Raw genomic sequence first — 24,239 nt, 5'->3', positions numbered from 1 at the left:
TCGTGATACCTTTTCAGTATGACAACTTCGCGATTGCATTCTCTCGATATCCGCCTGCTGCGCGCCTTTGCGGTGGTGGCGGAGGAAAATAACATCAGCCGGGCGGCGCAGCGGTTATTTATCTCGCAGCCGCCGCTGAGTCGCCATATGCGCCATCTGGAAGCGCAGCTGGGGGTGACGCTGTTTCAGCGCCATAGCAAAGGCCTGATCCTTACCGACGCGGGCAGAGAGGTGCTGGCGATGATTCGGCCCATGCTGGCGCTCCAGGAACGCACGCTGGCGGCATTGAGTGAGCTCTCCGTTCACTCGCCGCTGTCTCTGCGTCTGGGCATGACTACCGCCTTCGAACAAGGCATTTTCGCCGCTGTTGAATCTGCGCTGAGCGAACATACCCGCGCGTTGCATATCACCCGCCACGCTTCACCGGCGCTGGCTCAGCAGGTGCGCAAAGGCAAACTCGATGCGGCGCTGGTTGCGCTGCCGCTCAATACTGAAGGGCTGCACTTGCACCCATTGCCGTATCAGGAGCCGCTCATCGCGGCAGTGCCAGCCTCCTGGCCGGAAGCCGCCACACCAGCGTTAACGCTAAGCGCGCTCAATCACCGGCCGTTGTTCTGGTTTAAACGTGAGCGTAACCCCGATTTCTTTGACTACACGCGACGCATTTTCGACCGGGCTGGCTATACCCCCGCTTATGTGGAAGAGCCTGCCGAACATGATGTGCTGCTGGCGAGAATTGCGCGTGGGGAAGGCATGATCCTCCTGCCGGCGTCCTTTTCCGCAATCCAGCGTCAGGGGGTGGTGTTCTGTCCTGTCGCTGAAGGCGACAGCATGCCGTTAAGCCTTGGGGTGATCTATGCGCCTCACCAGGCAGAATCCGTGCAGCAATGGCTCTCACTGCTGGATGAGCACCTGACGACTGGCTAGCCTCAGGCTGACTCTCGAGCCACCAGCTGTCCGGAAAGGGTAATGCGCTGGGTCGGCAGGGCAGGTTCTTTGATTTTGCGGATAATGAGCGAGGCTACCTGACGTCCTGTCTCTTCGCTGGCGGAAGAGACATAAGTGAAGGATGGCGAGGTCAAATTCACGTGCATCATGTCTTCAAAACCCACCAGCGCCACCTGCTGAGTGAGAAAGACATCTTTTCCCACCGTGCGTCCAACCTGATGAATGCCGCTGAGGCAGCCAATCATTGCATCCGGTGAGTGGCACAGCAGGGCGGTAATGGCATTATTTTTTTCCAGCAACTGGCGGGTAGCGATACTGGCAGCCTGCGTATTGTCGCTGCAGGCAGGAGCAAATTCCTCCCGTACGGTCATGCCGTTTTTCTCCAGCGTACTGTATAAGCCAAGCAGCCGCTGCTGACGAATCAGGTCATTATCCTGTCCGCCAATATAGGCGATGTAGCGATGGCCGCGTTCAATCAAATAGCGGGCGGCGATACTGGCGGCCTGGCGATTATCGCGGACCACCTGGTCATGATGGCCGGAGAGCGGCGTTTGCGAGACGGCGACCAGCGGCAGAGGACATGCTTGTAACGCCGCAGGCAGCGCATTGCTGGTGGTATCGGCATCCAGATATATCACGCCGGCGACGCCCTGCTGTTTAAACGACAGCAGGCAGCGGGCCAGATAGTCATGATCGTCGCGCGGCTGGCCGAGGATCACCATATAGCCTTGCTTCTCCAGCTCCTGGACGATATTCGCCATCACTTTAATGGAAAAACTGTCGTTGAAGTCGCGCAGGATCAGGCCGATCAAATTGGTGGTATTGGCGCGAAGGTTAGCGGCGGCGACGTTATGTACATAGCCAAGTTCCTGGATGGCCGCGTTGACTTTTTCGATGGTGGCGTCGGAGATCTTCCCTTTCTGGCGTAATACCAGCGACACCGTCGAAACGGAGACGCCGGCCAGTTTCGCCACATCTATAATGCTGACTTTCTTCAAAATCGCTCCATGACAACGCGTGTATTACCGTCAGATCGCAGACATAGGCTTACCCACGGTAAGCCTACTTCCACACCATAACACCTTCTTGTTATTTGCCAATCATCCCCGACATGGTTTGCGCGATAAATTGCGCCCTGGCGCCAAAAATAATCTGGATGCCGTTATCGCCGACGAAGACCACCCCGCGTGCGCCGATGCCGTTGAGGCCATCTTTATCAACCGCATCGCGCTCAGCCACTTCCAGGCGCAAGCGGGTGATACAAGCCCCGACGGAATCGATATTTTGTGCACCACCGAGAAGATTGACGATCTCCGTTGCCAGCTCCGCGTCGGTTTTATCATCGGCGGTGACAGTGATATCGGTACGGCCTGGTGTTTTCACATCAAAGCGACGGATAACGAACCGGAAGGTGAAATAATAAATCAGCCCCATCGGCACGCCAACGATAACCGCATTGAGGAAGTGGGTTTGATAGCCGTTCAGCGACGGCAGAATACCGAAGGAGATATAGTCAATTAGCCCCGCCGAGAAGGATTTAGCGATATGCGCATGCAGCAGATACATTGTCATGTACGAGAGCCCCGCCATGATGGCGTTGAAGACGTACAGGATCGGCGCCACGAAGATAAAGGTAAATTCTACGGGTTCGGTAATGCCGGTCAGGAAGCAGGTCAGCGCGGCAGAGAAGAGAATACCGGCCGCGATTTTTTTATTCTTAGTATGCGCTTCGTGATACATCGCCAGACAGGCAGCTGGAAGCGCGAACAGCATAAGCGGGAATTCCCCCTGCATAAACTTCCCAGCGTTTTGGTAGCTATCAGAGCTAAAAGATTTCACCCCTTCTTCCAGCATTTTAAACCAGATGGTCTGGTCGCCGTGGATCACCTGGCCTGCCTGAGTGGTGTAATCGCCGAAAGAGTACCAGAAAGAGGGATACCATATGTGGTGCAGTCCCAGTGGGATCAGCGCCCGTTCAACGAGGCCGAAAATAAAGGTCGATGCGGCCTGGTTGTCGCCGTTTACCACCATCGACAGTGAGTCAATACCAGCCTGGATATGTTGCCAGACATAAGGCAACAGCAGGCCGAGGATAAATGAGAGAAATGCTGTGGCGATCGCCACGAAACGCTTACCCGAGAAGAAGCCAAGGAACTCAGGCAACTGCATCGCATGGAAGCGGTTATAGCACCACGCCGCGAGAATACCGCAGATGAGACCGCCAAAAACCCCCATCTGCAGCGTCGGGATGCCGACGACCATGGCATATTTTCCGCCCTGAGAGGCCATCTCCGGCGTAATGCCGAGCACAGTGCTAATGGTGATATTAGTGATGAAGACGGAGACGGCTGCCGACAGCGCAGCGATACCCGATTCTGATGCCAGCCCCACGGCTGAACCAATTGCGAACAGCATTGGCAGGTTATCAAAAATGATACCGCCGGCGTTCATCATCAAGGGCATATGGAATTTATCCCCGAAGGCCAACAGTAAGCCGGCGGCCGGGAGGAGCGAAATCGGCAGCATCAAGGCGCGGCCGATCATCGACAGTTTTGATAATGATTTTATGAACCCTGACCACAGACTCATGGTGATATCCCCGAATAGATTTTATAAGCATTATTGCGTAAGTAGAACGTTCTAGTAGAACGTTCTACTTACTCTGAACCAAGCGATAAGCGGCTGCAATAACAATCGCTATGGCCAACATGGGGAGATGCTGGTTTTTTGAACTGCTTCAAATTTCATCGGATCGAATTCTTCCTGCGCGGCATCCATTCTGGCCGGAAGATGAATTTTTTTCATATTGGCCGCCTTTTCCTCACTCTTTACGCAGATTTTTCTATTGACGCCCGCGCGCTTTTCCGTCATTTTTACATCTGGACGTCTAAACGTATAGAAGTTCGCAATACAACAGCCATTACATGCGATTGATGAGGTAAGGTATGAGCTTTTTTCACGCCAATCAGCGGGAAGCCTTGAATCAGAGCCTGGCGGAAGTCCAGGGCCAGATTAATGTTTCCTTTGAATTCTTTCCGCCGCGCACCAGTGAAATGGAGCAAACCCTGTGGAAATCCATCGATCGCCTGAGCAGTCTGAAACCGAAGTTTGTCTCGGTGACCTATGGCGCGAACTCCGGCGAGCGCGATCGCACCCACAGCATCATCAAGGGCATTAAAGAGCGAACCGGTCTGGAAGCGGCGCCGCACCTGACCTGTATCGATGCGACTCGCGATGAGCTGCGCACTATCGCCCAGGATTACTGGAACAACGGCATCCGCCATATCGTCGCGTTGCGCGGCGACCTGCCGCCGGGCAGCGGTAAACCGGAGATGTATGCCGCCGATCTGGTCAGCCTGCTGAAAGAGGTGGGGGATTTCGATATCTCTGTTGCCGCGTATCCGGAAGTGCATCCGGAAGCGAAAAGCGCGCAGGCGGATTTACTCAACCTGAAACGCAAAGTCGAGGCAGGCGCCAACCGCGCGATCACCCAGTTCTTCTTCGATGTGGAAAGCTACCTGCGTTTTCGCGATCGTTGTGTCTCAGCGGGCATCGACGTGGAAATTATTCCGGGTATCCTGCCGGTATCCAACTTTAAACAGGCGAAAAAGTTTGCGGATATGACCAACGTTCGTATCCCGGTGTGGATGTCGAAAATGTTCGAAGGTCTCGATAACGATGCCGAAACCCGTCAGCTGGTGGGGGCTAACATCGCTATGGACATGGTGAAGATTTTAAGCCGGGAAGGGGTAAAAGATTTCCACTTCTACACCCTGAACCGCGCCGAAATGAGCTACGCCATCTGCCATACGCTGGGCGTGCGTCCGGCCTGAGTGCTTGTCGTTTCCGCCGCCAGTGGGCGACACGTCCGGCAGATAAACATAAAAAACACCCGGCTGACGCCGGGTGTTTTGTTTTGCTCTGGATTATTCCCATTCCTGCAGGAAGCGCTGGCCATATTGGTCGGCGACCAGCAGCGCGGCGTAGACCTGGTCGGAGTTAACCCCGCCCGGCATATTGTGAATGGTTTCGCCTTCAGCGCAGGCGGCTTCCGCCACCAGGCGCATTTTGGTCGGGATGTCGCCTTTGATATCCAGCTGCGCCAGGGTGATCGGCAGCCCAACGCTGTGACATAGCGCGGCGACGGTCTCGATCTCTTCCACCGGCGCGTTTTCCAGCACCAGCTGCGTCAGGGTGCCGAACGCCACTTTTTCACCGTGATAATAGTGGTGAGCGTCAGGGATGGCCGTCATGCCGTTATGAATCGCGTGGGCTGCCGCCAGGCCACCGCTTTCAAAACCGACGCCGCTCAGATAGGTGTTGGCTTCCACCACCCGCTCCAGCGCCGGAGTGACCACGTGCTGTTCGGCGGCCAGCATCGCTTTTTCACCCTCTTCGAGTAAGGTGTTGTAGCACAGCTCGGCCAGCGCCAGCGCCGCCTGGGTGCATTTCCCGCCCGCCATGGTGGTGGCGCCGCTGCGTGAGCAGGCGCGGGCTTCGAACCAGGTGGCCAGCGCATCGCCAATTCCGGCTGCCAGCAGGCGAGCCGGCGCGCCGGCAACGATCTGCGTATCGACAATGACCATGTTAGGGTTGTGCGGTAGCATCAGATAGCTGTCGAACTCCCCTTCGTCGGTGTAAATCACCGACAGCGCGCTGCACGGCGCATCGGTGGAGGCGATGGTGGGGGCGATCGCCACCGGCACCTTCATAAAATGGGCCAGCGCTTTCGCGGTATCCAGGGTTTTACCACCGCCGATCCCCAGCACGGCGGTGCATTTCGCACTGCCGGCGATATCGCGCAGGCGATTGATTTCATTATGCGAACATTCACCGCCAAACGGCGCGATTTCCGCCGCCAGGCCGGCATCGGCCAGGCTTTTGCGTAGCATCTCTTCCGCGAATCCCAGCACGAATTTATCGCCAACGACCAGCCAGCGTTCGGCCAGCGGTTTCAGATAGTCGCCAAGGCGCTTGATGGCGCCTGCGCCCTGAATGTATTTGCCTGGTGATTGAATAATGCGATCCATTACGATTCCTCCTCGATGACCGTGATGCCGCCCGCAGGCGGCGCGCGGGTCCGGTTACAGGTTCAGCGTGCCAAAGGCGTTATTCCAGTCCTGTTCAAACTTCTCTATGGCTGACTCTACCGCAGGGGTGCCGAGCATTTGTTGCGCTACATCTAGTGGAAGGGTGATGGCTTCGCAGCCAGCCAGCAGGCAATCCAGTGCCTGACGGGGCGTTTTGAAGCTCGCCGCCAGCACTTTGCTTTCGGGCGCATGCATTTCCAGCAGGGATTGCAGCTCCTGCACCATGCGGATGCCGTCCCCGCCCTGAGCGTCGACGCGGTTAACGTAAGGCGCGACGTACTTTGCGCCGGCCAGCGCGGCCAGCAGACCCTGTGAGGCGCTGTAGACGGCGGTGCCAAGGGTTGGGATGCCTTCCTTCTTCAGCAGCTTGATAGCGGCGAGGCCTTCGGCGGTGACCGGGATTTTGACCACGATGCCCGGCACGGCGTTGCTCAGGCGTTTGGCTTCTGCCACCATGCCCTGCGCATCGCGGCTCATGGTCTGCGCAAACAGAATCCCTTCCGGGCCAACGGCTTTTTGCAAGCGCGGCAGTACATCCCAGACCGGTGTTTTTCCGGCGGCGATAATGCTCGGGTTGGTGGTCACCCCGGCCAGCGGGTAGATGCGGGCCAGGCGTTCCACTTCGGCGACGTTGGCGGTATCCAGATAGAGTTCCATAGTGTTTTCCTCAATGCTTAATTCGGTGCTGTCGTTGAGGTAAGCATACGGCTTTCGTTTGAAGGATCGCCAGATGACAAATTTGCCAAAAACTGGATAAATGTACGCATCGCGATTAAGGATGATTTAGATCACATTTATCGACGCTGACGGGGAGGAGAGGAAACTATAGCGCGCACAAAAGTCAGGTTTAACACACAAAAATCTAGTTTTTTGCCGGGGATGATTTTTCCGTCAGCTGGCTATGGTACTGGCGGCGGTATTCAGACGGCGAGCGTTCCGTGGTTTTGCGGAACAGGCGGCAGAAGTAGTTACTGTCGGCGAAGCCGCAGGCGTGGGCGATGTCTTTCACTTTCATATCGTGGCCCTTCAGCAGCATACGGGCCTGTTCGAGACGAATGTGGTTCAGATATTCATTGAAGCCCATTGGCCCACATTTCTGGAACAGATGAGAAAGATAGTTAGGAGAGAGATAGAACGCCTGGGCGACCGATTCCCGGCTCAGCGGCTCCGGGTAATGGACCTCGATGTACTGACGGATTGCCTCGAACAGCGCCTGGCTGCGCGAGGAGGTTTGCGCCTGGCTGCCGAGAAGATCATGGCAGTGGCTGAGCAGGCTGATGACGATGCTGCGGGCGGTTTGCTGCTCCTGCGGCTGCATCCGGATCTCGTTGAGCGCCTGCAGCAGAAAGGAACCGACGCGCGGCCCGCGACGCAGCGCCTGTAGTTTTTCAACAACGGCGATCGTCTTGCCATTCCAGTGCTGCAGCGAGCACTCCAGCTGCTGCTTAGCGAACAGGATGCTTAACAGCAGGCAGGGCGCCTGCCACTGTGGGCAGTTCCAGCTATCGCCAGGAATATAGAGCACGTCATGGGTCTCCAGGGGCGGGGCGGTATCGCCGAGCGCCTGGTCGCGCAATTGCCCATCGAGGAGGATATTCAGACGGGGAAAATCAACCTGCACCACCGGTTCAGCAGGCGAGCGCGTCTCGCCGGCGAAATAAACCCGGCCGAGGCTGGTCTGTTTTTTTAGCAATGCATCAATAAGTTGATTGATATCGTTGTCCATCATTGTTCCGCCCCGTGCATCACCCTTTTCATCATACCGGACATTATTCCAGCGGTAAAAGCGCCAGCCTGTCGCTATTGCTTCTTATTTGAGTTATGTTATATCGTAACAATTTGTCGCCATTGATAGCAAATTCAGGAGAGAGTAATGACCAGAAAGATCCCCCTGCTGGCCTTGGGACTCGGCATGGCGCTCGCCAGCGCCCAGGCGTTCGCCCACGGCAACCATAGCCATGGGCCGGCGCTAACCGAAGTGGAGCGTCAGGCCAGCGAAGGCATTTTTGCGGATAAAGATGTGCAGGACCGCGCGCTGAGCGACTGGGAGGGCGTCTGGCAGTCGGTGAACCCATATCTGCTCAACGGCGATCTCGATCCGGTGCTGGAGCAGAAGGCGAAAAAGCCCGGCGGCAAGAGCGTGGAGGAGTATCGCGCCTATTATAAGAAGGGCTACGCCACCGATGTGGAACAGATTGGCATTGAAGATGACGTGATTGAGTTCCACGTCGGCGAGACCGTCAACAGCTGCAAATACCGCTATTCAGGCTACAAAATTCTGCATTACGCCTCCGGTAAGAAGGGCGTACGTTATCTGTTCGAGTGCCAGCAGGGCGATGCCAACGCGCCAAAATATGTCCAGTTCAGCGACCATATCATTGGTCCGCGTAAATCGCAGCATTTCCATATTTTCATGGGCAATGAATCACAGGAAGCGTTGTTGAAAGAGATGGATAACTGGCCGACCTATTATCCCTATGCGCTGCATAAAGAACAGATCGTTGATGAGATGTTGCACCACTAAAACGGGTGAAAAATCCCCCGGCCGGGCGGCCGGGGGAAGACATCGATTAGCCGGTGTTACGCATACCGGCGGCGACGCCGGCGATGGTGACCATCAGCGCTTGTTCAACGCGCGGATCCGGGTCTTTGCCCTCTTCTTCAGCCTGGCGTGAACGGTGCAGCAGTTCCGCCTGCAGGACGTTCAGCGGGTCGGTATAGATATTACGCAGCTGGATAGACTCGGCGATCCACGGCAGGTCAGCCATCAGATGGGAGTCGTTGGCGATGGCCAGCACGACGTTGATATCGGCAGCCAGCAGCTTGCGCAGCTCGGTACCCAGCGCCCACAGCTCCGGTTTCACCAGGCGCTGATCGTAATACTCCGCCAGCCACAGGTCGGCCTTCGAGTAGACCATCTCCAGCATGCCGAGGCGGGTGGAGAAGAACGGCCAGTCGCGACACATCGCTTCCAGTTCACTCTGTTTTCCGCCTTCGACTACCTTCTGCAGCGCAGCGCCAGCGCCCAGCCAGGCCGGAAGCATCAGGCGGTTCTGGGTCCAGGCAAAGATCCACGGAATGGCGCGCAGCGACTCGACGCCGCCGGTCGGGCGACGTTTTGCCGGGCGCGAACCCAGCGGCAGTTTGCCCAGCTCCTGCTCCGGAGTGGCGGAGCGGAAGTAAGGTACGAAATCTTTGTTTTCACGCACATAGCCGCGATACATCTTGCACGACACGTCGGACAGCTCGGCCATGATGTCGCGCCACTGCGGTTTGGGTTCCGGCGGCGGCAGCAGGTTGGCTTCGAGGATCGCGCTGGTATAGAGCGACAGGCTGCTGATGGTGACTTCCGGCAGGCCGTACTTAAAGCGGATCATCTCACCCTGCTCGGTAACGCGCAGGCCGCCTTTCAGGCTTCCCGGCGGCTGTGAGAGGAGCGCGGCGTGGGCCGGCGCGCCGCCGCGGCCAATGGAGCCACCGCGACCGTGGAACAGCGTCAGTTCGATCCCGGCTTTCTCACAGGTTTTGATCAACGCATCCTGCGCCTGGTACTGCGCCCAGGAGGCGGCCATCACCCCTGCGTCTTTCGCGGAATCAGAGTAGCCGATCATGACCATCTGTTTGCCCTGGATAAAGCCGCGGTACCAGTCGATATTCAGCAACTGGGTCATGACGTCGTTGGCGTTGTTCAGGTCGTCCAGCGTTTCGAACAGCGGAGCCACCGGCAGGGCGAATCCAATCCCGGCCTCTTTCAGCAGCAGGTGAACCGCCAGCACGTCGGACGGCGTTTTGGCCATCGAGATCACGTAGGCGGCGATCGATCCGCGCGGCGCCTCGGCGATCACTCTGCAGGTGTCGAGAACTTCGCGGGTCTCTTCGCTGGGCTCCCACTGGCGCGGCAGCAGCGGACGTTTGGAATTCAGTTCGCGGATCAGGAAAGCCTGTTTGTCGGCTTCTGACCAGCTTTCGTAATCGCCGATCCCGAGGTAACGGGTCATTTCGCCCAGCGCTTCGGTATGGCGAGTGCTTTCCTGACGGATATCAATACGCACCAGCGGTACGCCGAAAGACTTCACGCGGCGCAGGGTGTCGAGCAGCTCGCCGTTGGCGATAATGCCCATGCCGCAGGCCTGCAGCGATTTATAGCAGGCGTACAGCGGCTCCCACAGCTGCTCGTTCTGCGTGATCAGTCCCGCCGGTTTCGGCAGCTTCTGACCTTTCAGGCGCGCTTCCAGCCAGGCCTGGGTCTCCATCAGCTGAGTGCGCAGTTTTTTCATCAGGTAACGGTACGGTTCCTGAGCGCCCTCGGCGCCGGCCAGGGCACGCAATTCGTCGGTACACTCCACCATCGACAGCTCGGAGATCAGCACCTGCACATCTTTAAGGAATAGATCGGTCGCTTTCCAGCGGCTGAGCAGCAGCACGTGGCGGGTGATATCGGCGGTCACGTTCGGGTTGCCGTCGCGGTCGCCGCCCATCCACGAAGTGAAACGCACCGGGACAAAGTCCACCGGCAGCTGATAGCCGAGGTTGGCTTCCAGCTGTTCGTTCAGCTCACGCAGGTAGTTAGGCACCCCTTCCCACAGGCTGTTTTCCACCACCGCGAAGCCCCATTTGGCTTCATCGACCGGGGAAGGGCGGTGCTTACGAATTTCATCGGTATGCCAGGACTGGGCGATCAGCTGGCGCAGACGGCGCATCAGCTGGTGGTGCTCGTAGTCCGCGATATCTTTGTTATCCAGCTGCTTGAGGCAGTTGTTCACCTCCACCATTTTATGGATCAGCGTCCGGCGGGTGATCTCGGTCGGGTGGGCGGTTAACACCAGCTCCAGGGACAGAGATTCCACCGCTTTTTTGATGGTCTCTTCGTTGAGATTGGGTTGGTCTTTGAGCTTTCTCAGGGTACGCGCAATGACTTCCGGATTGCTGGCTGCTTCGCCATTCGGCGAAATGCTGTGGTACTGCTCAGCTGTGTTAGCCAGATTCAGGAACTGGCTGAAGGCACGGGCTACCGGCAGCAGTTCGTCGTTAGACAAATTCTGCAGCGTGGTCAGCAGCTCCTGGCGGTTAGCTTCGTTGCCGGCGCGTGAAGATTTGGACAACTTACGGATAGTTTCGACACGATCAAGAATATTTTCTCCCAATGCATCCTTGATGGTATCGCCCAGCACCTTGCCGAGCATACTGACATTACTACGCAATGCGGAATATTGTTCGTTCATGTTACCCCAGACACCCCATCTCATTTTATTTTGTTATATCCGCTGCGCTGGAACGTGAGCAACGGATAAGCAACCCGTCTTTTATAAAGCCACGTAAATACCCCCACGTCAATTACTGCGAAATCGCTTCAGCAAACGAGTAAATACCCGTAATTTGCGAAATTTAACTCAGGGGGCGCTGGATAAGCATCGCTTATGGAAATGTGACGATCGTCACCGTTCCGCCCCGGGAGAACGGGGCGGAAAAAGAGGGCGATTTTAGTGCCAGCAGAAGTGGTGGACCACCTGGCTAATCAGCTCCCGCGTCGGCTTGATAAAGCGCGTCTCCAGAAACTCGTCAGGCTGATGGGCCTGGTTGATCGAGCCCGGGCCGAGAACCAGCGTTGGGCACAGCGTCTGGATAAACGGCGCTTCGGTACAGTAGTTCACCACGTCGGTCTGGGCGCCAAGCAGTTTCTCAACCACCTGCACCAGCTTATGGTCCGGTGGGCACTCATAGCCGGGGATCGGCGGATGCAGCTCCGAGACCGTCAGGCGGCCTGGCCAGCGTTCGCTGACCGGGGCCAGCGCCTCGCCCAGCAGACCATTAAGGTCGTTGAGGGTCATCCCCGGCAGCGGGCGGATGTCCATATGCAGTTCACAGCAGGCGCAGATACGGTTTGAGGCATCGCCGCCATGGATGGCGCCGAGGTTGAGGGTCGGGTAAGGGACCGTGAACGCCTCGAAGTGGTAGCGCTCTTTTAGCAGATCGCGCAGCTGCATAATCCGGCCGATGGCGTCGTGCATCAGCTCGATCGCGTTGACCCCGCGCGCCGGATCGCTGGAGTGGCCGGACTGGCCCTGAATACGGATCGCGTTGGACATATGTCCTTTATGGGCGCGGATTGGCTGCAGGGAGGTGGGCTCGCCGATGATGGCGCAGTCCGGGCGCAGCTGGGTGGTTTCGGCAAAATAGCGCGCGCCAGCCATGCTGGTCTCTTCGTCGGCGGTGGCCAGAATATACAGCGGTTTTTTCAGCGTGGTGACGTCGACATCGCGCAGGGCGTCGAGAATAAAGGCGAAAAAGCCTTTCATATCGGCCGTGCCGAGGCCGTAGAGCTTGTTATCGTGTTCGGTGAGGGTGAACGGGTCGCGCGTCCAGCGGCCATCATCGAACGGCACGGTATCGGTATGCCCTGCGAGCAGCAGGCCGCCGGCGCCGTGTCCGGTGCTGGCCAGCAGATTGAATTTATGGCGCGTATCCGGCACTGGCTGTACCTCGACGTTGAAGCCGAGATCGCGGAACCAGCCGGCCAGCAAATTGATTAAAGACTCATTGCTTTGATCGAGAGCCTCTTCGGTCGCGCTGATGGACGGTGTGGCGATCAACGCGCGGTAGATCTCGATAAAGGGCGGTAAATTGTTTTTCATTGTTGACACACCTTGGGTCGTGATAGTATCAATATTCATGCATTTATTGTGAATAAAAATACAATATCGTTGAGCGTAAGAAAACCCATCGAATGTAAGGAGATGCGCTTCCAATGTTAAATACGCTGATTGTGGGTGCCAGTGGTTATGCCGGCGCAGAGCTGGTGACCTATATCAATCGTCATCCGCATATGAACATAACCGCTTTGACGGTCTCCGCGCAAAGCAATGATGCGGGAAAATTAATTTCCGACCTGCATCCGCAGCTCAAAGGCATTGTCGATATGCCGCTGCAGCCGATGTCCGATATCAGCGAATTCAGCGCTGGCGTGGACGTGGTGTTTCTCGCCACCGCGCACGAAGTGAGTCACGATCTGGCGCCGCAGTTCCTTGCCGCCGGCTGCGTGGTGTTCGATCTCTCCGGTGCCTTCCGCGTTAACGATGGGGCGTTCTACGAAAAATATTATGGTTTCACTCATCAGCATCCCGACCTGCTCAAACAGGCGGTGTATGGTCTGGCGGAGTGGAGCGCGGATGCGCTTAAAGAAGCGCAGTTAATCGCGGTGCCTGGCTGCTACCCAACGGCGGCGCAGCTGTCGCTGAAGCCGCTGATCGATGCCGGTCTGCTGGATCTCAACCAGTGGCCAGTGATCAACGCCACCAGCGGGGTGAGCGGCGCGGGTCGTAAGGCCGCGATCGGCAACAGCTTCTGTGAAGTTAGCCTGCAGCCGTACGGCATATTTAACCATCGCCATCAGCCGGAGATTGCCAGCCACCTCGGGGCAAAGGTAATTTTTACCCCGCACCTGGGTAATTTTAAGCGCGGCATCCTGGAAACCATTACCTGCCGTCTGAAGCCGGGCGTCGGCCATGCGCAGATCGCGGCGGTTTACCAGCAGGCTTACGCCGATAAACCACTGGTACGTTTATATGATAAAGGCGTGCCCGCTTTGAAAAGCGTCGAAGGCCTGCCATTCTGTGATATCGGTTTTGCCGTGCAGGACGATCATCTCATCGTCGTCGCGGCAGAGGATAACCTGCTGAAAGGCGCCGCAGCGCAGGCGGTGCAGTGCGCGAATATTCGTTTCGGCTTCGCTGAGACGCAGTCTCTTATTTAAGGTGTGATGATGAACCCATTAATTATCAAACTTGGCGGCGTATTACTCGATAGCGAAGAAGCGCTGGAGCGTCTGTTTACCGCGCTGGTCAATTACCGTGAAGCGCACCAGCGTCCGCTGATTATCGTCCACGGCGGCGGCTGCGTGGTGGATGAGCTGATGAAGCAGCTCAATCTGCCGGTGCAGAAGAAAAATGGTCTGCGGGTGACGCCGGCTGAGCAAATCGACATCATCACCGGCGCGCTGGCGGGAACCGCTAACAAGACGCTGCTGGCGTGGGCGAAAAAGCACGGTCTGGCCTCTGTCGGCCTGTTCCTCGGCGATGGCGATAGCGTGAAGGTGACGCAGCTGGATGCTGAGCTGGGCCATGTCGGGCTGGCGCAGCCGGGCTCTCCGACGTTGATCAACACCCTGTTGGCGGGTGGTTACCTGCCGGTGGTGAGCTCTATCGGCGTGACTGACGAGGGCCAGCTGATGAACGTCAATGCTGACCAGGCGGCGACGGCGCTGGCGGCCACCCTGGGGGCGGATCTGATCCTGCTGTCTGACGTTAGCGGTATCCTCGACGGTAAAGGGCAGCGCATTGCCGAGATGACCGCCGAGAAAGCGGAACAGCTGATCGAGCAGGGGATTATCACCGACGGCATGATTGTTAAAGTGAATGCGGCCCTTGACGCCGCACGCGCTCTGGGCCGTCCGGTGGACATCGCCTCCTGGCGTCACGCCGAGCAGCTGCCGGCGTTGTTTAACGGCACGCCAATCGGCACACGTATTCTGGCTTAAGATTTCATGCCCGGCGGCGCGTTGTCTGCCGGGCTTACAAGACCGTAGGCCGGGGAGGCACAACGCCACCGGCGGAACTAATGAATAAAGGAAGCATGTTATGGCACTTTGGGGCGGGCGTTTTACACAGGCAGCAGATCAACGGTTTAAACAGTTCAACGACTCGTTGCGCTTCGACTATCGTCTGGCGGAGCAGGATATCGTTGGCTCTGTCGCCTGGTCGAAAGCGCTGGTAACGGTCGGCGTTCTGAGTGCCGCTGAACAGCAGCAGCTGGAAGAAGCGCTGAACGTGCTACTGGAAGAGGTGCGCGCCAATCCGCAGCAAATCCTCACCAGCGATGCCGAAGATATTCACAGCTGGGTGGAAGGCAAACTGATCGACAAAGTGGGCCAGTTGGGCAAGAAACTGCATACCGGCCGCAGCCGTAACGACCAGGTCGCTACCGATCTTAAACTGTGGTGCAAAGATACCGTTGTCGAATTGCTGTCGGCGAACCGCCAGCTGCAGAGCGCGCTGGTGGAGACGGCCCAGCAGAACCAGGACGCGGTGATGCCGGGGTACACCCACCTGCAGCGCGCCCAACCGGTGACGTTCGCGCACTGGTGTCTGGCTTATGTCGAAATGCTGGCGCGCGACGAAAGCCGCCTGCAGGACGCGCTGAAGCGCCTCGACGTTAGCCCGCTGGGCTGCGGCGCGCTGGCGGGAACGGCGTATGAGATCGACCGCGAGCAGCTGGCCGGGTGGCTGGGCTTTGCCTCCGCCACCCGCAACAGCCTCGACAGCGTGTCCGACCGTGACCATGTTCTGGAGCTGCTTTCCGATGCCTCTATCGGCATGGTGCATCTGTCGCGCTTTGCGGAAGATCTGATTTTCTTTAACTCCGGCGAGGCGAATTTCGTCGAGCTTTCCGACCGCGTAACCTCAGGCTCCTCGCTGATGCCGCAGAAGAAAAACCCGGACGCCCTGGAGCTTATCCGTGGCAAATGCGGTCGCGTGCAGGGCGCGCTGACCGGCATGATGATGACCCTGAAAGGGCTGCCGCTGGCCTACAACAAAGATATGCAGGAAGATAAAGAGGGGCTTTTCGACGCCCTGGATACCTGGCTCGACTGCCTGCATATGGCGACCCTGGTGCTGGATGGCATCCAGGTAAAACGTCCGCGCTGTGCGGAAGCGGCGCAGCAGGGCTATGCCAACGCCACGGAGCTGGCGGATTATCTGGTGGCGAAAGGCGTACCGTTCCGCGAGGCGCACCATATTGTCGGTGAAGCGGTGGTGGAAGCCATTGCGCAAGGGAAACCGCTGGAAGCGCTGGCCCTGGCCGATCTGCAGAAATTCAGCCCGGTGATTGTGGACGATGTTTATCCGATCCTGTCGCTGCAGTCCTGCCTGGATAAACGCGCGGCAAAAGGCGGCGTCTCGCCGCAGCAGGTGGCGCAGGCTATCGGCGAGGCGAAGGCCCGTCTGAGCTAATCCTTAGATATCTGCCCCCCTGACCCGGCCGAGCCCAGCGACGCCGGGTTTTTTATGCAAAAAAAAAAGCGGACGCAAGGTCCGCAAAAGTTCACGTTGGCTTTAGTTGTTCGGGTAGAGAAACAGTGTGACGGGCCAGTGGTTTTCAGAGGTTCACCGTCTTTATGGGTGTATTATTGAACAGAAAACTTGATAGGGATAATCGTTCGTTGCTATGCTATCTATCGCCATGGACTATCGTGGCGATGGAGGATGAATAATGAATATTCGCGATCTTGAATACCTGGTAGCGCTCGCCGAACACCGCCACTTCCGGCGGGCGGCTGACTCATGCCATGTGAGCCAACCGACGCTCAGCGGACAGATCCGCAAGCTGGAGGATGAGCTTGGCGTCATGCTGCTGGAGCGCACCAGCCGTAAGGTTCTGTTTACCCAGGCGGGGCTGTTGCTGGTGGATCAGGCGCGTACCGTGTTACGCGAAGTAAAAGTGCTCAAGGAGATGGCAAGCCAACAAGGGGAAACCATGTCCGGGCCGCTGCATATCGGCCTGATCCCGACAATTGGCCCGTACCTGCTGCCGCACATCATTCCGATGCTGCATCAGACCTTCCCGAAGCTGGAAATGTATCTGCACGAAGCGCAGACCCATCAGCTGCTGGCTCAGCTCGACAGCGGTAAGCTCGACTGCGCCATCCTGGCGCTGGTCAAAGAGAGCGAGGCCTTTATCGAGGTGCCGCTGTTCGATGAGCCGATGATGCTGGCTATCTATGAGGATCATCCGTGGGCAAACCGCGATCGGGTGCCGATGTCGGATCTGGCCGGTGAAAAGCTGCTGATGCTGGAGGATGGGCACTGCCTGCGCGATCAGGCGATGGGCTTCTGCTTTGAAGCGGGGGCGGATGAGGATACCCACTTCCGCGCGACCAGCCTGGAAACGCTGCGCAATATGGTAGCGGCAGGCAGCGGTATTACCCTGCTGCCTGCGCTGGCGGTGCCGCAGGAAAGAAAACGCGATGGCGTGGTCTACCTGCCGTGCATTAAGCCAGAGCCAAGACGCACCATCGGTCTGGTTTACCGTCCGGGCTCACCGCTGCGCAGCCGCTACGAACATCTGGCGGAGGCCATCCGCGGCACGATGGATGGCCATTTCGACAAGGCGTTAAAACAGGCGGTTTAAGCCGTTCAGCGCGGCAACCCGGTACGCTTCCGCCATGGTCGGGTAGTTAAAGGTGGTGTTGACGAAGTACTCAATGGTGTTACCACCACCTTTCTGCTCCATGATCGCCTGGCCGATGTGAATGATTTCGGCTGCGCGTTCGCCAAAGCAGTGAATGCCGAGGATCTCCTTGGTCTCCCGATGGAACAGGATCTTCAGGGTTCCCACGCTCATGCCAACGATTTGCGCCCGCGCCAGGTGTTTAAACTGAGCGCGACCCACCTCATACGGCACTTTCATCGCCGTCAGCTGCTGCTCGGTTTTCCCGACGGAGCTGATTTCCGGAATGGTGTAGATCCCGGTCGGGATATCTTCAATCAGATGCGCTGAGGCTTCGCCTTTCACCAGCGCCTGGGCGGCAATGCGTCCCTGATCGTACGCCGCGGAGGCGAGGCTCGGATAGCCGATGACATCCCCAACCGCATAGATGTGCGGAAGGGCGGTCTGATACATGCTGTTGACCTTCAGCTGACCGCGGCTGTCGGTCTGCAGACCGATATTTTCCAGCGCCAGAGTGTCGGTATTGCCGGTGCGGCCGTTGGCGTACAGCAGGCAATCGGCTTTCAGTTTTTTGCCGGACTTCAGGTGCATGATCACCCCGTCATCCACCCCCTCAATTTTCTCATACTCCTCGTTGTGGCGAATGACCACGCCGCTGTTCCAGAAGTGATAAGAGAGCGAATCTGACATCTCCTGATCGAGGAAGGCCAGCAGACGATCGCGGGTGTTGATCAGATCGACCTTCACCTCCATGCCGCGGAAGATCGACGCATATTCACAACCGATTACCCCGGCACCGTAAATGATCACATGGCGCGGCTCATGCTGCAGGCTGAGAATCGAATCGCTGTCATAGATGCGCGGGTGGTGGAAATCGACATCCGCCGGATGGTAGGGGCGAGATCCGCAGGCGATAACGAATTTCTCCGCGGTCACCGTCTCAACCGTGCCGTCATGACACTCCAGCGCCAGAGTATGCTCATCAACGAAGTGGGCATTGCCCTGCAGAATTTCACAGTGGTTGCGCTCATAGAATCCCTGGCGCATATGAGTCTGCTGGTTGATGACGCTGTCGGCATGGTTAAGGATGTCGGCGAAAGAAGAGCGAAGAAGGCGGGAGTGGTCGCTGTAGAGGGGGTTTTGGTTAAACTCGATAATACGGCTGACGGCATGGCGGAGGGCTTTCGACGGGATGGTGCCCCAGTGGGTGCAACCGCCGCCGACATTATGGTAGCGCTCGATGACGGCAACGCGTGCTCCCTGTTTCACCAGTCCCATGGCGGCGCCTTCGCCGCCAGGACCGGAACCAATCACTATTGCATCATAATCCCAAGAGTGTGACATGGCATTACTCACCTGTTTTATACATAAAATAAACACGATGATAACATTCGCTGCGCTTTAACCCAATTATCGTTGTGCTTTTTTGCGGCATAAAAGCAGAAACGGCTCGTAAACAATCATTCACAATCCAGGGCAAACCGATTAGTTTTAATCTCTGGTATAGTGCCAGCAGGGCTATTGGAAGGATTCATACATCGTGATGGGCGTAAGAGCACAACAAAAAGAAAAAACCCGCCGTTCGCTGGTGGAAGCGGCATTCAGCCAACTTAGCGCTGAGCGGAGTTTCGCCAGCCTGAGTTTGCGTGAAGTGGCGCGGGAAGCAGGGATCGCGCCGACGTCCTTTTATCGTCATTTTCGCGATGTCGATGAGTTAGGCCTGACGATGGTCGATGAGAGCGGACTGATGCTGCGCCAGCTGATGCGCCAGGCGCGCCAGCGGATTGCCAAAGGCGGCAGCGTGATCCGCACCTCGGTCTCGACCTTTATGGAGTTTATCGGTAACAACCCGAACGCCTTCCGCCTGCTGCTGCGCGAGCGCTCGGGAACTTCTGCGGCGTTTCGCGCCGCCGTCGCACGCGAGATCCAGCACTTTATTGCGGAACTCGCCGACTATTTAGAACTCGAAAACCATATGCCGCGCGCCTTTACCGAAGCGCAGGCTGAAGCTATGGTCACCATCGTTTTTAGCGCTGGCGCGGAAGCGCTGGATGTCGGCCCTGAACAGCGCCGACAGCTGGAAGAACGGTTGGTACTGCAGCTCAGAATGATCTCGAAAGGCGCGTATTACTGGTATCGCCGTGAACAAGAAAAAATGTCACATCATTCCGAATAACGTGAAGGACGAGCAATGAAACACTCAGTTCAAGATAAAGGTACGCTGCTGCTGGCGCTGATTGCCGGGTTATCTATTAATGGCGCCTTTGCGGCGCTGTTCAGTTCGATAGTTCCGTTTTCCGTCTTCCCCATCTTATCCCTGCTGCTGACGGTCTACTGTCTGCATCAGCGCTATCAGAATCGCAGTATGCCCGTTGGGCTACCGGGCCTGGCCGCCGCTTTTTTTATTCTCGGGGTGCTGTTGTACAGCACCGTCGTGCGTGCGGAGTACCCGGATATCGGCTCTAACTTCTTCCCGGCCGTTCTGTCCGTCGCGATGGTCTTCTGGATCGGCTACAAGATGCGTAACCGCAAAAATACGGCAGCCGAATAAGCCGCCAGTGATAAAAAACCGGCAATATGACGTTGCCGGTTTTTTTTGGCCTATTTCCGGGTCAACAGCACGCCGCATTCCATGTGATGGGTATACGGGAACTGGTCGAACAGCGCCAGCCGGGTAACATTATGCGTCTGGCTTAGCGTTTCCAGATTGCGGCACAGCGTTTCCGGGTTGCACGAAATGTACAGAATGCGCGGATAGGCCTGCACCATTTTTTCCGTTTCACTGTCCAGCCCGCTACGCGGCGGATCGACGAAAATGGTCTCGCACTGATAGCTTTGCAGATCGATACCCTGCAGCCGGTTAAACTCACGCACGCCGTTCATCGCCTGAGTAAACTCTTCAGCCGCCATGCGGATAATCTGCACGTTGTCGATATGGTTGGCGGCGATGTTGTACTGCGCCGCCGCCACCGACGGTTTGGCGATTTCGGTGGCCAGGACGCGATCGAAATTACGCGCCAGCGCCAGCGAGAAGTTACCGTTGCCGCAGTACAATTCCAGCAGGTCGCCGGTCGCTCCTTTGGTGACATCCAGCGCCCACTCCAGCATTTGAATGTTCATTGCCGCGTTCGGTTGGGTAAAGCTGTTTTCCACCTGACGGTAGATCATCTCCCGACCGCCAACCGGCAGACGTTCATCTATATAATCCTGATCGAGCTCGATTTTAGTTTTGGTCGCCCGACCAATCAGATGCACATTGAGCCCCTGGGCTCGCAGGGCGTCACGCAGCGCCTCCGCTTGCTCACGCCAGGCATCGTCCAGCTTTTTATGATACAGCAGCGAGACGACCGCCTGATTGCTGAGGGTGGTCAGATAGTCAATCTGGAACAGCTTATGGCGCAGGACGGGATTGTTGCGCACGCCCTCCAGCATGGCGGTCATCAGCTGATTGATCAGCGCGCTGGCGGCCGGAAAGCTGTCAACGCGAATCCGCGACCGGGTCTGCTGATCGAAAATAATATGGTACAGGTCGTCGCCATCGTGCCACAGACGGAACTCGGCGCGCATACGGTAGTGGCTGACCGGCGAACGAAACACTTCCGGAACCGGCGCGGCAAAAGGCGCCATCATGGTTTGCAAACGGACGACTTTTTCTGCCAGCTGCGCTTCGTATTGTTCGGTAGGAAGGTGTTCGGGGGTCATGATGTATCCTGAATAAAATAAGTACGCGGGGATTGTAGGGAAAGCGCCGGGGATGTCCAGCCTCGAATGCCGCGGGAAATATAATTAGCAGTCTGGACATCTATATGATTCTGATTGTAGCATTCGCCTACCGGTCCTGTGAGTTAAAAGGGAACCCAGTGGAAATCTGGGGCTGACGCGCAGCGGTAAGGAAGGTGAGAAATGAGCGCACTCGGTGCAGACACTGCGGTTAGCCGTGGGAAGTCATTATTTCTTGAAACAGCCTCCAAGCCCGAAGACCTGCCGGAATACGTCGCACTGGGTTTTATCGTCGCGAGCAACTGATAAAACCTGCGGCATCCTTTTTCTGTTTCGGATGCTTTTACAATGATTAAAAAAGCTTCGCTGATGACGGCCTTATCCGTCACGGCATTTTCCGGCTGGGCGCAGGATAGCAATTCAGATACGTTGGTGGTGACAGCAAACCGTTTTCAACAGCCGGTCAATACCGTGCTGGCGCCGACCGATATAGTGACGCGTGATGACATCGATCGCTGGCAGTCCAAAGATTTAAACGATGTCATGCGTCGTCTTCCCGGGGTCGATATTGCCCGCAATGGCGGCATGGGGCAGAGCGCTTCGCTGTATGTTCGGGGGACGGAGGCTCGCCACGTGCTGGTGCTGATCGATGGTGTGCCGATGGCGCGTCCGGGGATCTCCAACGGCGTGGATATCAGTCAGATCCCTATCTCTTTAGTCCAGCGGGTGGAATATATCCGCGGCCCGCGCTCCGCGGTGTACGGCTCCGGAGCGATCGGCGGGGTGGTGAACATTATCACCATGACCGACGCTGAGCGTTCGCAGATCAACGCCGGCGCGGGAACGAACGGCTATCAGTCCTATGATGGCGCCTTCAACAAGCGGTTTGGCGATACGCTGGTTACCGCTGCCGGCGCCTATCAGACCACCAAAGGGTTTAACGTCCAGCCGAACTCCTCTTATAGCGGCGACAGCGATCGCGACGGCTACCGCAATAAAATGCTGTGGGGCGGGGTACAGCATCAGTTCGATGATAACTTCTCGGGATTCTTCCGCGGCTATGGTTATTCCGCCAATGCTGACTATGACCAGGGTAACTGGGGCTACGCAGGTGGAAACGATGAAGATCAGTCCTATACCCAATCCTGGGATACCGGTCTGCACTACCACTCCGGAATTTACTCCTCCCAGCTGATTGCGAACTATCAGCGTATTAAAGATTACAACTACAGCAGCGACGCTGGCCGCTATGCCGCGGGCACCACCCTGGATGATATGGAACAGCGCTATATCCAGTGGGGAAATAATGTTGTGGTGGGCCATGGCGCGGTGAGCGGCGGCGTAGACTGGAAACAGGAGAAGCTGAAATCCAGCGGAACGACCAGTACCGACGTGTATAAGCGCGATACCACCGGTCTTTATCTGACGGGCCAGCAGCAGATTGACAGCGTGACGCTGGAAGCTTCCGGCCGTGAGGATCATGACGAGCAGTTTGGCTGGCACGGTACCTGGCAGACGGCGGCTGGCTGGGAATTTATCGACGGTTATCGGACAACGCTCTCGTACGGCACAGGATTCCTCGCCCCCTCCCTCGGGCAGCAGTACGGCGCAGAACGCTTTGGCATCGCCTCTAACCCGAACCTGAAGCCAGAGGAGTCGAAGCAGTGGGAAGCGGGCCTTGAAGGGTTAACGGGGCCGGTCGACTGGCGTCTCTCCGCGTATCGCTATGAGATTCAAAACCTCATCGATTACGACAACAACGCCTATTACAACGTCAAGTCGGCGACGATCAAGGGGCTGGAGTGGACGGGAAATGTCACCACAGGGCCGGTGGAGCACCATCTGACGCTGCAGTATGTTGACCCTCGCGATGATGAAACTAACAAGATCCTCTATCGCCGGGCGAAGCAGCAGGTGAAATACGAGCTGAACGGCCAGGTCTACGATCTGGGGTGGGATGTGACGTATCACTACATCGGCAAGCGCTACGATTATGATTACGACAATTCGCGTACCGTCAATATGGGTGGGTTGAGCCTCTGGGATGTCGGTTTATCGTATCCCGTCACCTCACACCTGACAGTTCGTGGTAAAATAGCCAACCTGTTCGATAAAGATTACGAGACAGTTTATGGCTACCAATCTGCAGGACGGGAATACACCTTGTCTGGCAGCTACACCTTCTGATCCACGTCCCACCGTGTTGGTGTTTGATTCCGGCGTCGGTGGGTTGTCGGTTTATAATGAGATTCGGCAGCTGCTGCCGAATCTGCATTACATCTATGCTTTCGATAACGTTGCCTTCCCCTATGGCGAGAAGAGCGAGGAGTTTATCGTTGAGCGCGTTGTGGAAATCGTCACCGCTGTCCAGCAGCGTTATCCCCTGGCGCTGGCGGTGATCGCCTGCAATACCGCCAGTACCGTCTCCCTGCCTGCCCTGCGTGAAAAGTTCGCCTTCCCCGTTGTTGGCGTGGTGCCGGCGATCAAGCCCGCCGCCCGCTTAACGGCGAACGGCATTGTTGGTCTGCTGGCGACGCGCGGTACCGTAAAGCGTCCTTATACCCGTGAGCTGATCGACCGCTTTGCCAATGAATGTCGGATTGAGATGCTGGGGTCGGCGGAGCTGGTGGAGCTGGCGGAAGCGAAGCTGCACGGCGAGCCTGTGCCGTTAGAAGAGCTGCGCCGTATCCTGCGCCCGTGGCTGCGGATGCAGGAGCCGCCGGATACGGTGGTGCTGGGCTGCACCCATTTTCCTCTTTTACAGGAGGAGCTGCAGCGCGTTCTGCCGGAAGGCACGCGGCTGATTGATTCCGGCGCGGCGATTGCCCGTCGCACCGCCTGGCTGTTAGAGCATGAAGCGCCGGATGCGAAGTCCAGCGACGAGAATAAAGCATTCTGCATGGCGTTGACGGCAGAAACGGAACAACTTTTACCCGTTTTGCATCGCTATGGCTTCTCGACGCTGGAAAAATTACCGCTTTAACGGCGTTTTGCACAAAAAAGAGACGGTTGAATAATTTTTTGAAAACAGGGCTTGTCAACGTCTCAGAACTCCCTATAATGCGCCTCCACTGACACGGAACAACGGCAAGCGAGCCGCCGGGTCAGCAGGGTTTCGGCGATGAAGTTCAGCGCTGAAAACCGACAGAGAAAAGCAAAATAAGGGCTTGACTCTGAATGAGGAAAACGTATTATACGGGACCTCGCAACGGTGAGCTGAAAGCCGCGTTGCAACTGCTCTTTAACAATTTATCAGAC

The 24,239-nt window shown here is 57.0% G+C and carries 21 protein-coding genes and 1 riboswitch; of the genes, 11 read left to right on the top strand and 10 right to left on the bottom strand.

The annotated features are described in order from the left end of the window. The first annotated feature begins 18 nt into the window (after positions 1-18). Positions 19-927, top strand: a complete 909-nt coding sequence (locus tag KHQ24_RS21145) for a LysR family transcriptional regulator (RefSeq protein ID WP_130948195.1) — start codon at positions 19-21, stop codon at positions 925-927. A 2-nt stretch (positions 928-929) separates the two neighbouring features. Here KHQ24_RS21145 and KHQ24_RS21140 read toward each other — a convergent pair whose 3' ends face one another. The 3 genes from KHQ24_RS21140 to KHQ24_RS21130 form a co-directional block, all read right to left on the bottom strand. Further along, positions 930-1,946: a substrate-binding domain-containing protein gene (locus tag KHQ24_RS21140; RefSeq protein WP_023319431.1), complete on the bottom strand. Its 1,017-nt coding sequence runs from the start codon at positions 1,944-1,946 to the stop codon at positions 930-932. Positions 1,947-2,037: 91 nt separating this feature from the next. Then, positions 2,038-3,537 (bottom strand): PTS transporter subunit EIIC, encoded by a 1,500-nt coding sequence (locus KHQ24_RS21135; protein WP_032455467.1) that lies wholly within the window; start codon positions 3,535-3,537, stop codon positions 2,038-2,040. Between the two features lie 108 nt (positions 3,538-3,645). Then, the gene (locus KHQ24_RS21130; protein ID WP_017899816.1) at positions 3,646-3,819 is read right to left on the bottom strand and encodes a hypothetical protein; all 174 of its coding nucleotides are present in this window, start codon (positions 3,817-3,819) and stop codon (positions 3,646-3,648) included. A 74-nt stretch (positions 3,820-3,893) separates the two neighbouring features. Here KHQ24_RS21130 and metF point away from each other — a divergent pair, with 74 nt between their 5' ends. Then, positions 3,894-4,781: a methylenetetrahydrofolate reductase gene (metF, locus tag KHQ24_RS21125; RefSeq protein WP_004203682.1), complete on the top strand. Its 888-nt coding sequence runs from the start codon at positions 3,894-3,896 to the stop codon at positions 4,779-4,781. Between the two features lie 93 nt (positions 4,782-4,874). On the opposite strand, the gene gldA is transcribed toward metF, so the two are convergent. The 3 genes from gldA to KHQ24_RS21110 all read right to left on the bottom strand — a co-directional run bounded on the left by gldA (position 4,875) and on the right by KHQ24_RS21110 (position 7,842). Further along, entirely contained in the window at positions 4,875-5,978 is a 1,104-nt protein-coding gene (gldA, locus tag KHQ24_RS21120) for a bifunctional L-1,2-propanediol dehydrogenase/glycerol dehydrogenase (protein WP_004203683.1), read from the bottom strand. Positions 5,979-6,032: 54 nt separating this feature from the next. Further along, complete coding sequence (fsa, locus tag KHQ24_RS21115) at positions 6,033-6,695, bottom strand: fructose-6-phosphate aldolase (RefSeq protein WP_004203684.1); 663 nt, start codon at positions 6,693-6,695, stop codon at positions 6,033-6,035. A 205-nt stretch (positions 6,696-6,900) separates the two neighbouring features. Continuing rightward, positions 6,901-7,842, bottom strand: coding sequence for an AraC family transcriptional regulator (locus tag KHQ24_RS21110; RefSeq protein ID WP_310904134.1), 942 nt, complete (start codon positions 7,840-7,842; stop codon positions 6,901-6,903). Positions 7,843-7,911: 69 nt separating this feature from the next. On the opposite strand from KHQ24_RS21110, the gene zinT reads away from it, so the two are divergent. Beyond that, a complete protein-coding gene (gene zinT, locus KHQ24_RS21105; protein ID WP_004203686.1) occupies positions 7,912-8,562 on the top strand; it encodes a metal-binding protein ZinT in 651 nt (216 codons plus the stop codon). Positions 8,563-8,608: 46 nt separating this feature from the next. On the opposite strand, the gene ppc is transcribed toward zinT, so the two are convergent. Continuing rightward, positions 8,609-11,260, bottom strand: a complete 2,652-nt coding sequence (gene ppc, locus KHQ24_RS21100) for a phosphoenolpyruvate carboxylase (protein WP_017899812.1) — start codon at positions 11,258-11,260, stop codon at positions 8,609-8,611. Between the two features lie 258 nt (positions 11,261-11,518). After that, positions 11,519-12,670 carry an acetylornithine deacetylase gene (gene argE / locus KHQ24_RS21095; protein WP_004203688.1) on the bottom strand — a complete coding sequence of 384 codons (1,152 nt, stop codon included), beginning with the start codon at positions 12,668-12,670 and terminating at the stop codon, positions 11,519-11,521. Positions 12,671-12,783: 113 nt separating this feature from the next. Between argE and argC the strand changes: the two genes are divergently transcribed. The 4 genes from argC (at position 12,784) to oxyR (ending at position 17,222) form a co-directional block, all read left to right on the top strand. Next, entirely contained in the window at positions 12,784-13,788 is a 1,005-nt protein-coding gene (gene argC, locus KHQ24_RS21090) for an N-acetyl-gamma-glutamyl-phosphate reductase (RefSeq protein ID WP_048293960.1), read from the top strand. Between the two features lie 6 nt (positions 13,789-13,794). Next, positions 13,795-14,571 (top strand): acetylglutamate kinase, encoded by a 777-nt coding sequence (argB, locus tag KHQ24_RS21085; RefSeq protein WP_085955164.1) that lies wholly within the window; start codon positions 13,795-13,797, stop codon positions 14,569-14,571. 100 nt (positions 14,572-14,671) lie between these two features. After that, entirely contained in the window at positions 14,672-16,045 is a 1,374-nt protein-coding gene (gene argH, locus KHQ24_RS21080) for an argininosuccinate lyase (RefSeq protein ID WP_049092592.1), read from the top strand. Positions 16,046-16,304: 259 nt separating this feature from the next. Then, entirely contained in the window at positions 16,305-17,222 is a 918-nt protein-coding gene (oxyR, locus tag KHQ24_RS21075) for a DNA-binding transcriptional regulator OxyR (protein WP_002883015.1), read from the top strand. Here oxyR and sthA read toward each other — a convergent pair. Beyond that, positions 17,205-18,605 carry a Si-specific NAD(P)(+) transhydrogenase gene (sthA, locus tag KHQ24_RS21070; RefSeq protein ID WP_002883016.1) on the bottom strand — a complete coding sequence of 467 codons (1,401 nt, stop codon included), beginning with the start codon at positions 18,603-18,605 and terminating at the stop codon, positions 17,205-17,207. The two genes, oxyR and sthA, sit on opposite strands and share 18 nt — an antisense overlap. Positions 18,606-18,801: 196 nt before the next feature. On the opposite strand from sthA, the gene fabR reads away from it, so the two are divergent. Continuing rightward, positions 18,802-19,437 (top strand): HTH-type transcriptional repressor FabR, encoded by a 636-nt coding sequence (gene fabR, locus KHQ24_RS21065; RefSeq protein WP_004151856.1) that lies wholly within the window; start codon positions 18,802-18,804, stop codon positions 19,435-19,437. Positions 19,438-19,452: 15 nt separating this feature from the next. Continuing rightward, on the top strand, positions 19,453-19,812 hold the full coding sequence (locus KHQ24_RS21060; RefSeq protein WP_004203691.1) for a YijD family membrane protein: 360 nt from the start codon (positions 19,453-19,455) through the stop codon (positions 19,810-19,812). Positions 19,813-19,862: 50 nt separating this feature from the next. On the opposite strand, the gene trmA is transcribed toward KHQ24_RS21060, so the two are convergent. Then, positions 19,863-20,963, bottom strand: coding sequence for a tRNA (uridine(54)-C5)-methyltransferase TrmA (trmA, locus tag KHQ24_RS21055; RefSeq protein WP_004203692.1), 1,101 nt, complete (start codon positions 20,961-20,963; stop codon positions 19,863-19,865). 114 nt (positions 20,964-21,077) lie between these two features. Next, a riboswitch (cobalamin riboswitch) is annotated at positions 21,078-21,265 on the top strand. Positions 21,266-21,329: 64 nt separating this feature from the next. Between trmA and btuB the strand changes: the two genes are divergently transcribed. Then, entirely contained in the window at positions 21,330-23,168 is a 1,839-nt protein-coding gene (gene btuB / locus KHQ24_RS21050; RefSeq protein ID WP_049092593.1) for a TonB-dependent vitamin B12 receptor BtuB, read from the top strand. Then, positions 23,113-23,964, top strand: a complete 852-nt coding sequence (gene murI, locus KHQ24_RS21045) for a glutamate racemase (RefSeq protein WP_023291541.1) — start codon at positions 23,113-23,115, stop codon at positions 23,962-23,964. Before btuB ends, murI begins: the two co-directional genes overlap by 56 nt. Positions 23,965-24,239 lie beyond the last annotated feature (275 nt).

Source organism: Klebsiella sp. 54 (assembly GCF_018223875.1).
Taxonomy (GTDB): domain Bacteria; phylum Pseudomonadota; class Gammaproteobacteria; order Enterobacterales; family Enterobacteriaceae; genus Klebsiella; species Klebsiella quasipneumoniae.
Note: the sequence above shows the minus strand (reverse complement) of the source record. Positions and strands in the feature narration are given on the sequence as shown.

Bases quoted from the DNA above. Each gene is read 5' to 3' on its own strand.
- oxyR (WP_002883015.1), top strand. From the start codon at position 16,305: ATGAATATTCGCGATCTTGAATACCTGGTAGCGCTCGCCGAACACCGC.
- KHQ24_RS21145 (WP_130948195.1), top strand. From the start codon at position 19: ATGACAACTTCGCGATTGCATTCTCTCGATATCCGCCTGCTGCGCGCC.
- btuB (WP_049092593.1), top strand. From the start codon at position 21,330: ATGATTAAAAAAGCTTCGCTGATGACGGCCTTATCCGTCACGGCATTT.
- fsa (WP_004203684.1), bottom strand. From the start codon at position 6,695: ATGGAACTCTATCTGGATACCGCCAACGTCGCCGAAGTGGAACGCCTG.
- zinT (WP_004203686.1), top strand. From the start codon at position 7,912: ATGACCAGAAAGATCCCCCTGCTGGCCTTGGGACTCGGCATGGCGCTC.
- argH (WP_049092592.1), top strand. From the start codon at position 14,672: ATGGCACTTTGGGGCGGGCGTTTTACACAGGCAGCAGATCAACGGTTT.
- ppc (WP_017899812.1), bottom strand. From the start codon at position 11,260: ATGAACGAACAATATTCCGCATTGCGTAGTAATGTCAGTATGCTCGGC.
- argE (WP_004203688.1), bottom strand. From the start codon at position 12,670: ATGAAAAACAATTTACCGCCCTTTATCGAGATCTACCGCGCGTTGATC.
- argB (WP_085955164.1), top strand. From the start codon at position 13,795: ATGATGAACCCATTAATTATCAAACTTGGCGGCGTATTACTCGATAGC.
- KHQ24_RS21130 (WP_017899816.1), bottom strand. From the start codon at position 3,819: ATGACGGAAAAGCGCGCGGGCGTCAATAGAAAAATCTGCGTAAAGAGT.
- argC (WP_048293960.1), top strand. From the start codon at position 12,784: ATGTTAAATACGCTGATTGTGGGTGCCAGTGGTTATGCCGGCGCAGAG.
- KHQ24_RS21135 (WP_032455467.1), bottom strand. From the start codon at position 3,537: ATGAGTCTGTGGTCAGGGTTCATAAAATCATTATCAAAACTGTCGATG.
- trmA (WP_004203692.1), bottom strand. From the start codon at position 20,963: ATGACCCCCGAACACCTTCCTACCGAACAATACGAAGCGCAGCTGGCA.
- sthA (WP_002883016.1), bottom strand. From the start codon at position 18,605: ATGTCACACTCTTGGGATTATGATGCAATAGTGATTGGTTCCGGTCCT.
- murI (WP_023291541.1), top strand. From the start codon at position 23,113: ATGGCTACCAATCTGCAGGACGGGAATACACCTTGTCTGGCAGCTACA.
- metF (WP_004203682.1), top strand. From the start codon at position 3,894: ATGAGCTTTTTTCACGCCAATCAGCGGGAAGCCTTGAATCAGAGCCTG.
- KHQ24_RS21060 (WP_004203691.1), top strand. From the start codon at position 19,453: ATGAAACACTCAGTTCAAGATAAAGGTACGCTGCTGCTGGCGCTGATT.
- gldA (WP_004203683.1), bottom strand. From the start codon at position 5,978: ATGGATCGCATTATTCAATCACCAGGCAAATACATTCAGGGCGCAGGC.